Source organism: Pseudomonas sp. KNUC1026 (assembly GCF_021650705.1).
Lineage (GTDB): Bacteria > Pseudomonadota > Gammaproteobacteria > Pseudomonadales > Pseudomonadaceae > Aquipseudomonas.
Map to the genome: position 1 here is coordinate 3143277 of NZ_CP087138.1, position 13061 is coordinate 3156337.

Consider the following 13061-nt stretch of genomic DNA (forward strand, 5'->3'; position numbering starts at 1 on the left):
GACAAGTGCGACGAATCTTATAGATGGCCCCGAACCTCGTCAACACCTTTGTATAAAAAAACTCGATTTTTAAAGGGGTTAGCGATTTCGCCTGTGCAGACGCCTTTGAGCGACGCCCTTGCCGTGCGAGAATAGCGGGCTCTGTTCCTCACCCCTGCGATGGTTACCAACGCGTCATGACAGCACAACTTATCGACGGCAAGGCAATCGCCGCCGGCATCCGCCAGCAGATCGCCCAGCGCGTCGCCGAGCGCCGCCAGCAAGGCCTGCGCCTGCCAGGCCTTGCAGTTATTCTGGTGGGCACCGATCCTGCTTCCCAGGTCTATGTTTCCCACAAGCGCAAGGATTGCCAGGAAGTGGGCTTTCGCTCCGATGCCTATGACCTGCCAGCCAGCACGTCCCAGGCTGAGCTTGAGGCATTGATCGATCGCCTCAATGCCGACGCTGAAGTCGACGGCATCCTGTTGCAACTGCCATTGCCAGGCCACCTGGACGCTTCGCGCCTGCTCGAACGCATCCAGCCCGACAAAGACGTCGACGGCTTCCACCCTTACAACGTAGGCCGCCTGGCCCAGCGCATTCCACTGCTGCGCCCCTGCACCCCCAAGGGCATCATGACCTTGTTGCAAAGCACCGGCCAGGATCTGTACGGCATGGACGCGGTAGTGGTAGGCGCGTCCAATATCGTAGGCCGGCCGATGGCCATGGAGCTGCTGCTGGCCGGCTGCACCGTGACCGTCACCCACCGCTTCACCCAGGACCTGGCTGCCCACGTGGGCCGTGCCGACCTCGTCGTGGTCGCTGCCGGCAAGCCCGGGCTGGTCAAGGGCGAGTGGATCAAGCCCGGCGCGATCGTGATCGACGTGGGTATCAACCGCCAGGCCGACGGCCGCCTGGTGGGCGATGTGGTGTATGACACCGCTCTGCCTCGCGCCGGCTGGATCACCCCGGTACCCGGAGGGGTCGGCCCGATGACCCGCGCCTGCCTGCTGGAAAACACGCTCTACGCTGCCGAAGAGCTGCACGGCTAGGGCTCGCCATACCAGCACCCGGCACGGCACACAAAGTGATACATTCGCGGCACTGTAGCCGTTGCCAGGGGAAACCGGCGTGCTGAGAAAACTGGGAATCCGCGGCAGGGTCATTCTGTTGGCAATGGCGCCAGCCTGCGGCATGGCCGTGGTGCTGGGCGGCTGGTTCACCTGGGTGCAACAGAACGAACTGCGCGCCGAGCTGTTGCGCCGTGGTGAGCTGGTGTGCGAGCAGCTTGCGCCACTGGTGTCGCGCGGCCTGGTCGGCCAGGACAACAAGCTCCTCGACCGTATCGCTGCACAGGCGCTGGAACAGGCCGATGTGCGCAGCGTCTCGTTCCTGGATGCAGACCACACCCTGCTGGCCCATGCCGGGCCGAGCATGCTCAACCCCGCCCCCACCGGCAGCCCCCTGCGCTTGCTGCAACTGAGTGGCAACGACGCCACCCGCTACCTGCAACCGGTGCTCACTCACCATCGTGAACTCGCTGGTGCACCTGCAGCCGGTGAACAGGATCAATTGCTGGGCTATGTAGAGGTGGAGGTTTCCCACACCAGCATGCTGCTGCGCGGTTACCGGATGTTCTTCGCCAGCACCCTGCTGATCGGCGGCGGCCTGCTGTTGATTCTCTTCGCAGCGCTGCAGATCGCCCGTTCCATTGCCCACCCCTTGAGCCGCATCAAGGACGCCGTGGCGCAAATCCAGGATGGCAAGTTCGACACCCGCCTTGAACCCATGGGCAGCCAGGAGCTCGACGAGCTGGCCCGCGGTATCAATCGCATGGCCGACTCGCTGCGCACCGCCAATGAAGAGCTGCAGCACAGCGTCGACCAGGCGACCGAAGACGTACGCCAGAACCTTGAAACCATCGAGATCCAGAACATCGAGCTGGACATGGCCCGGCGCGAAGCCCTGGAAGCCAGCCGCATCAAGTCCGAATTCCTGGCCAACATGAGCCACGAAATCCGCACGCCACTCAATGGCATCCTGGGTTTCACTCATTTATTGCAACGCAGCGAACTCACCCCGCGCCAGCTCGATTATCTCGGCACTATCGAAAAATCGGCAGACAGCCTGCTCAGCATCATCAACGAGATCCTCGATTTTTCGAAGATCGAAGCGGGCAAGCTGGTGCTGGAGAGCACACCGTTCAACCTGCGCGACCTGCTTCAGGATACCCTCACCATCCTTGCACCGGCAGCCCACGCCAAAAGCCTGGAGCTGGTCAGCCTGATCTACCGCGATACCCCACTGGCGCTGATGGGCGACCCGCTGCGGCTCAAGCAGATTCTCACCAACCTGGTCAGCAACGCTATCAAGTTCACCCGCGAGGGCACTATCGTTGCCCGGGCGATGATCGAGGACGACGACGAGCAGACCGCGCAATTGCGCATCAGTGTGCAGGACACCGGCGTCGGCCTGTCCGCACAGGATATCCAGGCGCTGTTCCAGGCCTTCAGCCAGGCCGACAATTCGCTGTCCCGCCAACCTGGGGGTACCGGCCTGGGCCTGGTGATTTCCAAACGGCTGGTGGAGCAGATGGGTGGCGAGATTGGCGTCGACAGCACGCCGGGTGAAGGCTCGACCTTCTGGTTCAGCGTGCCGCTGCCCAAGGCCAGCGATGACATCGAAGATTTGCCGCCGCGCTCACTGGCCGGGCGCCGCGCGGCAGTGTTCGAGCGACACGACCTGGCCCGCCAGGCGCTGGAGCATCAGTTGGAAGACTGCGGGCTGCAGGCCACCTCGTTCCTGAGCCTTGAGCGCATGGCCGACAGCGTCGCCGCTGCGCACGATGCCGGCCAGCCTTATGACGTGGCAGTGCTTGGCGTGAGCCGTGCGCAACTGGAGCCCGAACGCCTGCGCGCCTATGTGCGCGAACTGTCGGCCCATGGCTGCCAGCCCCTGGTGCTGTGCCCTACCAACGAAGTGGCGCAGTTTCAGGCTGTGATGCCAGACCCACATCAGCAACTTCATCCCAAGCCTCCCTGCAACCGCGCCCTGCGCCGCACCTTGAGCGAACTGTTCGGCGCCCGCGCAGGGGGCAGCGCCAGTGCGGCGATGCCTCATCCGGAGCGCAGCGCTCGCATCCTCTGCGTCGACGACAACCCGGCCAACCTGCTGTTGGTGCAAACGCTGCTGCAGGACATGGGCGCGGACGTCACGGCACTGGATAACGGCGAGGCGGCAGTGGCACAGGTACGCCAGCAAACCTTCGACCTGGTGCTGATGGACGTGCAGATGCCCGGCCTCGACGGGCGCCAGACCACCGAACTGATTCGCCAGTGGGAAGCCGAACAGGGCCGTGCAGCGATGCCTATCGTGGCGCTCACCGCCCATGCGATGGCCAACGAAAAACGCGCGCTGCTGCACAGCGGCATGGATGACTACCTGACCAAGCCCATCAGCGAACGGCAGCTGGCCCAGACCGTGCACAAATGGACAGGCCTGGACTTGCACCTGGCCAACCTGCCCCGCCCCGACAGCCCGCGCGCAAGCGGTGGCGACGAGTTGGTGCTGGATCATGAAGAGGGCTTGCGCCTGGCCGCCGGGAAGGCTGACCTTGCCGCTGACATGCTCGCCATGCTGCTGGCCGGGCTCGACGATGACCGCCAGGCAATTCGCCTGGCCCACGACGATCGTGACGAGGAGGCGCTCATCGAGCGTGTGCACAGGCTGCACGGTGCCACGCGCTATTGCGGCGTGCCCCAGCTTCGTGGCGCCTGCCAGCGCACCGAGACTCTGCTCAAGCAACAGAGCCCGGCCGCCGAAGCGGCACTGGAAGAACTCGACCAGGCCATTCGCCGCCTGGCGGAGCAGGCGCGGGTCAACGCCTGACGTGATAGGATGCGCGCCTTTTTCCGGAGCCCACCATGGTCGAACACGATTTCCGCTACAGCCTGCTCACGCCGCAACACACCCTGATCGAATGCCGCGCACTCTCCCCCGGGCGCTATCAGGTCACCGGTAACGGCGGCGCGGTGCGCGCCGACGATGTGTTGCTGGTCACCCTCAAGGGCAGCCGTGAGCTGTTCATGCGCCTGAGCGTGGAAAAGGTCCGCCACCTGATCAACCCGGTCGGCCAATGGACTGCCGTGGCCTCGGGCCCGGCATTCAAGGAGCTGGGGATTTACACCTGGGAAGTGCACTGCGACCAGTGCAACAAGCCGCTTTCATTCGAGTTTGCGGCTGATGCGAGCCTGGGAGAAGCCGGCAAGGCGCCGGCGGCCGAGGCACGGATTGCAGAGCTGGGCTGGCGCAGCGAAAGCGGCAAGCATTTCTGCCCGTCCTGCTGACCAGGCAGCGCCAGGCCCGAGCGCTCAGCTCAAAAGATCGCGTGGAACAGAAAGAACAGCCCGCCCGCCAGCAGCATCGAGGCGGGCAAGGTGAACACCCAGGCCAGCGCCAGGTTGCGCACCGTTGCCCACTGCAGGCCGCTGCCGTTGGCGGCCATGGTGCCGGCCACGCCTGACGACAACACGTGAGTGGTAGACACCGGCAGCCCGAAGGCATCGGCCGCACCGATGGTGCCCATTGCCACCAGCTCGGCGCTGGCACCCTGAGCGTAGGTCAGGTGGGTCTTGCCGATGCGTTCGCCGACTGTAACCACGATGCGCTTCCAGCCGACCAAGGTGCCCAGGCCCAGGGCAATGGCGACGACCACCTTCACCCAGAACGGAATGAACCGCGTAGCCTCGGTGATCTGCTGGGTGAACGCCTCCACGTTCTTGCGCGTGTCCTGTGGCCAGCCGGCGTCGAGCTCCTGTTTTTTCATCAGCTTGAGGCTTTCGGACGCCAGGAACATGTCGTTGCGCACGTTAGGCATCGCCTGCGCGGGCACGTTGTTCAGGGTGCCGTAGTTCTTGACCTGGCTGGCGATGCTGTCGGTCACGCCGACCAACGCGGGCAGCAGGTTTGCCGGTGCTTCCTTCTTGTGCAGGTAGTCGAGCAGCACCTGGTTGGCGTTGGCCGGAACGGGCGCGTTGAGGCTGGCCTGGGCCAGGCTGTCGCGGGTCACCTGCGCCATGGCCACGAACTGGGTGGTCTGGGTGGCGGGCACCGCGCGGTTGAGCGCGTAGGCCATGAGGAAGGTGCCGACCAGGATCAGCATGATCAGGCCCATGCCCTTCTGCCCGTCGTTGGAGCCGTGGGCGAACGACACACCGCTGCAGGTCAGGATCAGCAAGCCGCGCACCCAGGCGGGCGGCGGATGGTTGCCCGTAGGTTCGCGATAGAGCTCACGGCGCTTGATCAGCACGCGCATGGCCAGCAACAGCATCGCCGCGCAGAAGAACCCGACCAAGGGCGAAAGCAGCAGCGCGTAGCCGACCTTCAGCACCTGGCTCCAGTCAAGGCCCTCCATGCCCGAGCGGCCACTGAGCAGCGCACTGGCAATGCCCACGCCCATGATGGAGCCGATCAGGGTGTGAGAGGACGACGCCGGCAAACCCAGGTACCAGGTACCCAGGTTCCACAGGATGGCCGCGATCAGCAGGGCGAAGACCATGATGAAGCCGTCCTGGGTGCCGACCTGCAAAATCATGTCTACCGGCAGCAAGGCCACCACACTGAACGCGACCGCTCCGCTGGAGAGCATGACACCGGCGAAGTTGCAGAACCCCGACCACACCACCGCTACGTTGGCCGGCAGCGAATGGGTATAGATCACCGTCGCCACGGCGTTGGCCGTATCGCGGAAGCCGTTCACGAACTCGAACCCCAGGGCGATCAACAGTGCCACACCCAGCAACCCGAAAGGCAGCCAGGTATGCGCAACACTGCCGGATTGGTCGACATCGCTGAAGATGCCCCATGCGGTGACCACCAGGCCGATGATCAGCAGCGCGACGAAGAGCAGGCTGGTGCGCCGGCTCATGCCGTGGTCCATGTGCGGCCGAGTGACCGCAGAGGCGTGTGCAGAGGCGTGTGCAGCGGAGTGTGTATTCACGAGAGCATCCGTGGGCAAGGGAGATGCTTCGGATACTGGGAGCCGAATATGACGGTTGTGCGACGAGCGCAGCGGCCGCGGCAACATTTTGAATTATTCTGACGAGGCGCCTTGGAACTGACGTTTTACTGGCGCTGGCCCCACTACGCAGGCGCCCAGCCTCCCCCCACTGCCGCCATCCAGGGGGGCAGGCAACCTCACTTACACAATCACGCTCGGGCCAGGCGGCTCTGGAACAGCGCCTGGTGGCCGCGGCACTGTTCGGCGCTGAGCATGAACACGCCATGGCCGCCCTGCTCGAATGCCAGCCAGAAGAAGTCGACATCCGGGTACAGCGCCTCCACGTGCACCTGGCTGTTGCCCACCTCGACGATCAGCAAGCCGCGGTCGTTGAGGTGATCGGCTGCCTCGGCCAGCAGGCGCCGGACCAGGTCCAGGCCGTCGTCGCCACAGGCCAGGCCCATTGCCGGCTCATGGTGGTACTCGGCAGGCATGTCGGCGAAATCCTCGGCGTCGACATACGGCGGGTTGCACACGATCAGGTCGAAGCGCTGCGCCGGCAAGCCCTCGAAACCATCACCCTGGACGGTGTAGACGCGCTCATCCAGCCCATGCCGCTCGATGTTCTGATTGGCGACTTCCAATGCATCGAACGACAGGTCGGCCAACACCACCTCGGCGTCGGGGAAGGCTTCGGCGCAGGCGATACCGATGCAGCCCGAGCCGGTGCACAGGTCGAGCACCCGGGCAGGGTCGGCCGGCAGCCAGGGCGAGAAGCGTGCCTGGATCAGTTCGGCGATCGGTGAGCGCGGCACCAGCACACGCTCATCGACGATGAACGAAAGCCCGCAGAACCAGGCCTCCCCCAGCAGGTAGGCGGTGGGAATGCGGTCCTTGATGCGGCGGCGCAACAGATGCTGCACACGGCCGACCTCATCCTCTTCCAGCGCGCAGTCAAGGTAGGCGTCGGCGATCTCCCAAGGCAGGTGCAGGGCGCCCAGCACCAGTTGGCGCGCCTCGTCCCAGGCGTTGTCGGTGCCATGGCCGAAGAAAACCTCCTCGGCATGAAAACGGGTGACAGCCCAGCGGATATGGTCGCGCAGGGTACGCAGGCGGGAATGGATCACGGCGCTACTCCAGAAAATACAGCGGCACAGTCTACCTTTTCATCTTTGAGATTCACAGGAAGGCCCCGGCAGTGGGACAATGCGGCAAAAGCCCCCTGCCAAGGAGCACTCGATGTCCGATGTGAAGACGATGTTTCAACTCAGCGGCCGCGGCCATTCGCCGTTCACGCTGAGCAATGCCACCCTGCTGATCATAGACGCGCAGAAGGAGTACCTCAGCGGCCCTCTGCAACTCTCTGGCATTGAAGACGCCGTCGAACACATCGCGCAGCTGCTCCAGGCTGCGCGCGCTGCCAACCGCCCCATCGTCCACGTCAAGCATCTAGGCACCGTGGGCGGGCTGTTCGACCCCCAGGGCGAGCGTGGCGAGTTCATCGAAAAAGCCGCCCCGCTCGAGGGTGAGCGGATCATCGAAAAGCGCATGCCCAACGCCTTCAACAACACTGGCCTGCACGATGTGCTGCAAAGCCTGGGTGGCGTCGACCTGATCGTCTGCGGCTTCATGACCCACTCGAGCATCAGCACCACGGTGCGTGCATCCAAGGACTACGGCTACCGCTGCACGCTGGTGGAAGACGCCTGCGCCACCCGCAACCTTCCCTACAAAGGCGGCGTGCTGAGCGCTGAACAGGTCAAGCAGGTCGGCATGGCAACCATGGCTGACAACTTCGCTGCAGTAGCCATGACCGCCGACGTCATCTGACCGCCTATCCGCCCGGCCTACCCAGAACCATGCAATTGCACGCCAGATCGGAACCTCGAGCGCCAACCCGGGTCGAACCGCCGATATCTATCCATGAGAATCGGACGACAGAATGAAGCTATCCGACGACGGTTTTGACGCTCGCCGTCTTCGCCCCCGCGGTCCCCGGCACTGGCGTACGCGCATCGGCGCAGCCTTCGCAGCACTGCTGGCGACCCTCGGCATCCTGCTCAGCCTGGCCGGCGCGGCCAATCTGCTTGGCAACCCTCCTGCCCTGCAAAGCCTGGACACCACAACCGGTGGCGGCATCACCATGCTGGTGATCGGCCTGGTACTGCTCTACCTGGGCATCGCCTTGTGGCGCCGCAGCCGCCGGCGCCTGCGCCGCAGCCGCAGCGACCTGGAGATGGCTCCGGGCCTGATGAAAAAACACGACTGACTCAAGGCCGCTCACGTAAACTGCCCCACTTGCGTGGAGGCCGAAGATGCAAGACGACGATTTTTCCCTGTTCAAGAGCCAGATGCAGGGGGTCAAACCCCACAAGCACGAACGTGCCGAGGTGGGAAAACCCAAAGCCGACCGGCAGAGGCTCGAAGCCCTGCGCCAGGCCGCTACGGTGCGCACCGGCACCACCACGGTCGACGGGCTCTCTCGATCAGTTCGTCATCGACGTGGGCGCCGAAGACGAGCTGTACTGGGCCCGCGATGGCGTGCAAGACAGCCAGATGCGCAAGGTCAAGGCCGGCCAGGTGAGTTTCGAGGGCAGCCTCGATCTGCATGGCATGAATGTGGAGAAGGCCCGGGAAACGCTTTGGGCATTCCTCGCCGAGGCAGCCAAGTACGAAATACGCTGCGTTCGGGTAACCCATGGCAAGGCGGCACGCCTGGACGGCAAACGCCCGATGATCAAGAGTCATGTCAACACCTGGCTGCGCCAGCACCCTCAGGTGCTGGGCTTCACGTCCTGCCTTGCCAAGCACGGCGGCACCGGTGCGCTGTATGTGGTGCTCAAGCGCACGATGCTCGAAGGGCGCGACGAATAAACCCCTCACGATGGCCGCACTTGCAGCCGCACTTGCAGCCGCACTTGCCCACGGCAAGGCGCGGCCTTACCCTGTGCGCCTGCGATAACACCTACAGGTAGATCCATGTCCCTGGAACAGCAATACACCGCGATTCTCGGCCAGATCGGCGAGGACGTGACCCGTGAAGGCCTGCTCGACACCCCCAAGCGCGCCGCCAAGGCAATGCGCTATCTGTGCCGCGGCTATGAGCAAACGCTGGAAGAAGTCACCAACGGGGCGTTGTTCAGCTCCGATAGCAGCGAAATGGTCATGGTCAAGAACATCGAGCTGTACTCGATGTGCGAGCACCACATGCTGCCGTTCATTGGCAAGGCCCATGTGGCCTACATCCCTTCAGGCAAGGTGCTGGGCCTGTCCAAGGTTGCGCGCATCGTCGATATGTATGCCCGGCGCCTGCAGATCCAGGAAAACCTGAGCCGCCAGATCGCCGAAGCAGTGCAGTCGGTGACCGGCGCTCTGGGCGTGGCCGTGGTGATCGAGGCGCAGCACATGTGCATGATGATGCGCGGCGTCGAGAAGCAGAACAGCTCGATGATCACCTCGGTGATGCTCGGCGAGTTCCGCGACAATGCCTCTACCCGCAGCGAGTTCCTCAGCCTGATCAAGTGACCGGGCAGCTCACTCGAGCATGTCCACGTACCCGGCCTGCTCCGCCACGCGCGCAAGCCATGCGCGCAGTGCCGGGTAAGGTTCGAGGTCGAAGCCGCCCTCGTGCGCCACGTGGGTATAGGCGTACAACGCAATATCGGCGATCGAGAAATGCTCACCCACCAGATACGGCGTGAGCTGCAACTGCCGCTCCATCACCTTCAAGGCCTTGTAGCCGCCCTTGTGGCACGCCTTGTACTCTTCGAGCCGCTCGGCCGGCATGCCCTGATAGAACTGAATGAAGCGCGCTACAGCCACGTACGGCTCATGGCTGTATTGCTCGAAGAACTGCCACTGCAGCACCTGGGTGCGCAAGCGAGGCTCACTGGGCAACAGCGCGCTGCCTTCGGCCAGGAAGTTGAGAATGGCATTGGACTCCCACAGGCAGTTGCCGTCTTCTAGCTCCAGCACCGGGATCTTGCCGTTGGGGTTCTTGGCCAGGAAGGCGTCGGTCTGGGTATCACCGGCGAGGATGTCGATCGGCACCCACTGATAAGGCTTGCCCAGCAGATGCAGCATCAGCTTGATCTTGTAGCAGTTGCCGGAGCGGTAATCCCCATAAACCTTGTACATCGTTACACCCTCCCGTGTCGTAAGCGCCGATAACGGCGGCCTGTCGCGCATAGTGCCAAATGTTTACGCCCAGGCGATAGCGCGGCTTCGCTATGCAGTTTAACCTTGCGCTTCCCATGCCCTGTCGCAGGAAGCCCTTGCCATGCCCCAGCCAGCCCCAGCGCGCCTTCGGCCGCTGGCAGACGCCAGCCCCAGCGCCGTGGTCGCCGGCCTGATCGCCACCCTCACCGCCTACACCAGTTCGCTGGTGCTGATTTTCCAGGCCGGCAAGGCTGCGCACCTTACCGATGGGCAAATCAGCTCTTGGATCTGGGCGCTTTCGATCGGCATGGCGCTGTGCAGCATCGGCCTGTCACTGCGTTATCGCACGCCCGTGAGCGTGGCCTGGTCCACCCCTGGCGCGGCGTTGTTGATCACCAGCCTCGGCGGGGTGAGTTATCCCGAGGCGATCGGGGCGTTCATCACCTGTGCCGCCTTGATTACCTTGTGCGGCATAACTGGCAGCTTCGAGCGTTTGATGAGGCGCTTGCCCAGCTCGCTGGCAGCCGCCCTGCTGGCGGGTATTCTGTTTCGTATCGGCAGCGAGATCTTCGTTGCCGCGCAGCACCGGCTGGGCCTGGTGCTGGCGATGTTCCTGGCCTATCTGCTGGTCAAACGCCAGGCCCCGCGCTACGGAGTGCTGGCGGCTTTGCTGGTAGGTGGCGCCATAGCGGGCGCCCAGGGGCTGCTGGATTTCAGTGCGTTTCACCTGCAACTGGCAGTGCCGCAATGGACAACCCCTGAGTTTTCCCTGGGTGCGACCATCAGCATCGGCCTTCCGCTGTTTGTCGTAGCGATGGCCTCGCAGAACATGCCGGGGGTGGCGGTGCTACGGGCCGATGGCTACCAGGTGCCTGCCTCGCCGCTGGTGAGCGTAACCGGCATCGCGTCGCTGCTGCTGGCACCCTTTGGCGGCCACGGTATCAACCTGGCAGCGATCAGCGCAGCCATCTGCACCGGCCCCAATGCCCACGAAGATTCGTCCCGCCGCTATGTGGCGGCGCTGGTATACGGCAGCCTGTGCGGGCTGCTGGGTATTTTCGGCGCAACATTGGCGGGGCTGTTCACGGCGCTGCCCACGGAGCTTGTGCTGTCGATCGCGGCGCTGGCGTTGTTCGGGTCGATCGTCAACGGGCTGACCCAGGCCATGGCGGTGCCCGTAGAGCGTGAGGCCGCGCTGGTGACCTTCATGGTCACCGCCTCAGGCATGAGCCTGTTCAGCATTGGCTCTGCCTTCTGGGGCATCGTCGCAGGCGTGCTGACCTTGCTGCTGGCGCGCCGCTGAACAGCCGCTTCAACCGTGCGCCTCGGGCAGGCGCAGCAAGTGCAAAGGCACCTGCGGCTGCCCGGCGAAATAGCGCTGGGCGCGGCGCCCTACCCATTCGCAATGAAAGTACTCACGCAGCAGAGGATAGAGCGCCACCGGGTAGAGCGACGCCGTAAAGCCCTGGCCATCCTCCCCGCGGTGGCTGTAGCGAGCAAAACCTTGCCCGGCGGCCCCCCGCAGCTTCAGCCAGCGCTCGAACGCCTCGTCGTCATCGGCGCCGGGCATCAACCGTGCGGGCCAGGGGAAGCCGAACCTGCGCAGCGGCGCGACAAAATGCAAGGTCAGCTCGTTGAACAGCGAAAACTGTTCATAGGCCAGTGGGCAAGGCTCGATGCGAGCATGCCGCTCGGGCACCGAGAGGCTGTCGTTGCCTGCCTGTTCCCACTCCCATAACCAGCGGCCGGCACACAGCGCCCATTCAGGCGACATGCCCAGCGCCAACTGCACCATCAGTTGAGGATGGAGCCAGGCGACGGCGCCTTGCGTGCTCAGGCGGCGGTCCACCAGTTGCCAGGGCTGGCAGCCGACCCGCTTGGCGACCAGCGCCTGCGCCGCGCGTACCGAGCGGCTGGCAAGCCATTGCTCCTGGAGTTTTCCGATGGCCAGGCACCAGTTGGTGATACTCACAAAACCGTCCTGTTCACGCTGCAGCACCTGCAAGTCGCCCACCCAGCGTTCAATCACTCGTTCCGGCTCCACCGTTGTTCCCTCCACGTGAGCGTGCCAGCGCGAAGCTTAGAAAGGACAGGCGACATCGCAAGCCGGCTTTTTCTGAACGTCACCACCGAAAATTCTGCATTTATTGTGGGATTATTCTTGGGATCCTGATTCAAGGGAACCGATACGGCCTCCAGGCAATCCTTTCTACTGCATTGCATATGACTAACCAGGAGCTTTTCATGCCCGCCCCTCTGTTCCGCCCCCGCCTGCTTACGCTTGCCGCCAGCCTTGCGCTGGGCCTGGCTACCTTGGGTAACGCAAACGCTGCCAACAGCGCCCAGCCTGCCGCCAAACCTGCTGCGGCCAGCACCAAGGCGCAGAGTGTCAGCGCGCTGGGCGGCAAGTTCAGCTTCACCCTGCCCGCCGGTTTCGCCGCCACTGCACTGCCAGCCGGCACCGAGCAAAGCGGTACTGCCGGCGCCAAAGGCACCATGTACATGAACCAGGCGCAACGCAGCGTGGTGATGGTGACCGAAGTGCCGATCCCCAATGGCGCCACCACCGGTGACAACGACGATGAGTTCCTCAGTGGCGCCAGCGAAGGCTTCATCAAGCAACAAGGCCAGGCGCTGCCCGATTTCAAGAAAACCGGCCAGAAGCGCCTGACGGTCGGCAGCCTGGGCGTCGAACAGGTCGACAGCACCGCCAGCATGGGCGGTGGCCCTACTCGTTCATCGACGTTCCTGGCAGGCTCCGGGCCGACCATGGCACTGGTGCAGGTCATCACCAAAGCCAGCGACCAGGCCAACCATGACGCGCTCGTAAAAGCCGTCACGCACGGCAAGTGATTTTTCACAGACCATTGACGGGCTTTTCACGGCCGCTGCCGTAGCCTTCACAACAGCTCCTCAGCACACTCTT

12 protein-coding genes and 1 pseudogene are annotated in these 13061 nt (G+C 63.9%); 9 read left to right on the plus strand and 4 right to left on the minus strand.

The genetic code is table 11. The features are described 5' to 3' along the window. The first annotated feature begins 176 nt into the window (after positions 1-176). The 3 genes from folD (at position 177) to LN139_RS14515 (ending at position 4325) form a co-directional block, all read left to right on the plus strand. Positions 177-1031 carry a bifunctional methylenetetrahydrofolate dehydrogenase/methenyltetrahydrofolate cyclohydrolase FolD gene (gene folD, locus LN139_RS14505; RefSeq protein WP_236354563.1) on the plus strand — a complete coding sequence of 285 codons (855 nt, stop codon included), beginning with the start codon at positions 177-179 and terminating at the stop codon, positions 1029-1031. A 79-nt stretch (positions 1032-1110) separates the two neighbouring features. Continuing rightward, positions 1111-3867, plus strand: a complete 2757-nt coding sequence (locus tag LN139_RS14510; protein WP_236354566.1) for an ATP-binding protein — start codon at positions 1111-1113, stop codon at positions 3865-3867. Positions 3868-3902: 35 nt separating this feature from the next. Further along, positions 3903-4325 (plus strand): hypothetical protein, encoded by a 423-nt coding sequence (locus LN139_RS14515; RefSeq protein WP_236354568.1) that lies wholly within the window; start codon positions 3903-3905, stop codon positions 4323-4325. 29 nt (positions 4326-4354) lie between these two features. On the opposite strand, the gene LN139_RS14520 is transcribed toward LN139_RS14515, so the two are convergent. Both LN139_RS14520 and prmB read right to left on the minus strand, forming a co-directional pair. After that, positions 4355-5917 carry an inorganic phosphate transporter gene (locus LN139_RS14520; RefSeq protein WP_236360426.1) on the minus strand — a complete coding sequence of 521 codons (1563 nt, stop codon included), beginning with the start codon at positions 5915-5917 and terminating at the stop codon, positions 4355-4357. Positions 5918-6186: 269 nt separating this feature from the next. Then, entirely contained in the window at positions 6187-7104 is a 918-nt protein-coding gene (gene prmB / locus LN139_RS14525) for a 50S ribosomal protein L3 N(5)-glutamine methyltransferase (RefSeq protein WP_236354575.1), read from the minus strand. Between the two features lie 112 nt (positions 7105-7216). On the opposite strand from prmB, the gene LN139_RS14530 reads away from it, so the two are divergent. The 4 genes and pseudogenes from LN139_RS14530 (at position 7217) to folE (ending at position 9502) form a co-directional block, all read left to right on the plus strand. Further along, the gene (locus LN139_RS14530) at positions 7217-7807 is read left to right on the plus strand and encodes a cysteine hydrolase family protein (protein WP_236354576.1); all 591 of its coding nucleotides are present in this window, start codon (positions 7217-7219) and stop codon (positions 7805-7807) included. A gap of 112 nt (positions 7808-7919) precedes the next feature. Continuing rightward, positions 7920-8246 (plus strand): hypothetical protein, encoded by a 327-nt coding sequence (locus LN139_RS14535; protein ID WP_236354580.1) that lies wholly within the window; start codon positions 7920-7922, stop codon positions 8244-8246. A gap of 46 nt (positions 8247-8292) precedes the next feature. Next, a pseudogene (locus LN139_RS14540) lies at positions 8293-8851 on the plus strand (Smr/MutS family protein). A gap of 105 nt (positions 8852-8956) precedes the next feature. Continuing rightward, entirely contained in the window at positions 8957-9502 is a 546-nt protein-coding gene (folE, locus tag LN139_RS14545; protein ID WP_236354581.1) for a GTP cyclohydrolase I FolE, read from the plus strand. Positions 9503-9511: 9 nt separating this feature from the next. On the opposite strand, the gene LN139_RS14550 is transcribed toward folE, so the two are convergent. Further along, positions 9512-10114, minus strand: a complete 603-nt coding sequence (locus LN139_RS14550; RefSeq protein ID WP_236354582.1) for a glutathione S-transferase family protein — start codon at positions 10112-10114, stop codon at positions 9512-9514. A 142-nt stretch (positions 10115-10256) separates the two neighbouring features. On the opposite strand from LN139_RS14550, the gene LN139_RS14555 reads away from it, so the two are divergent. Continuing rightward, the gene (locus LN139_RS14555) at positions 10257-11438 is read left to right on the plus strand and encodes a benzoate/H(+) symporter BenE family transporter (RefSeq protein ID WP_236354583.1); all 1182 of its coding nucleotides are present in this window, start codon (positions 10257-10259) and stop codon (positions 11436-11438) included. A gap of 9 nt (positions 11439-11447) precedes the next feature. Here the strand turns inward: LN139_RS14555 and LN139_RS14560 are convergent, their stop codons facing one another. After that, positions 11448-12164: a hypothetical protein gene (locus LN139_RS14560; protein ID WP_236354585.1), complete on the minus strand. Its 717-nt coding sequence runs from the start codon at positions 12162-12164 to the stop codon at positions 11448-11450. Between the two features lie 215 nt (positions 12165-12379). Here LN139_RS14560 and LN139_RS14565 point away from each other — a divergent pair, with 215 nt between their 5' ends. Beyond that, positions 12380-12988, plus strand: a complete 609-nt coding sequence (locus LN139_RS14565) for a hypothetical protein (protein ID WP_236354587.1) — start codon at positions 12380-12382, stop codon at positions 12986-12988. Positions 12989-13061: the final 73 nt, after the last annotated feature.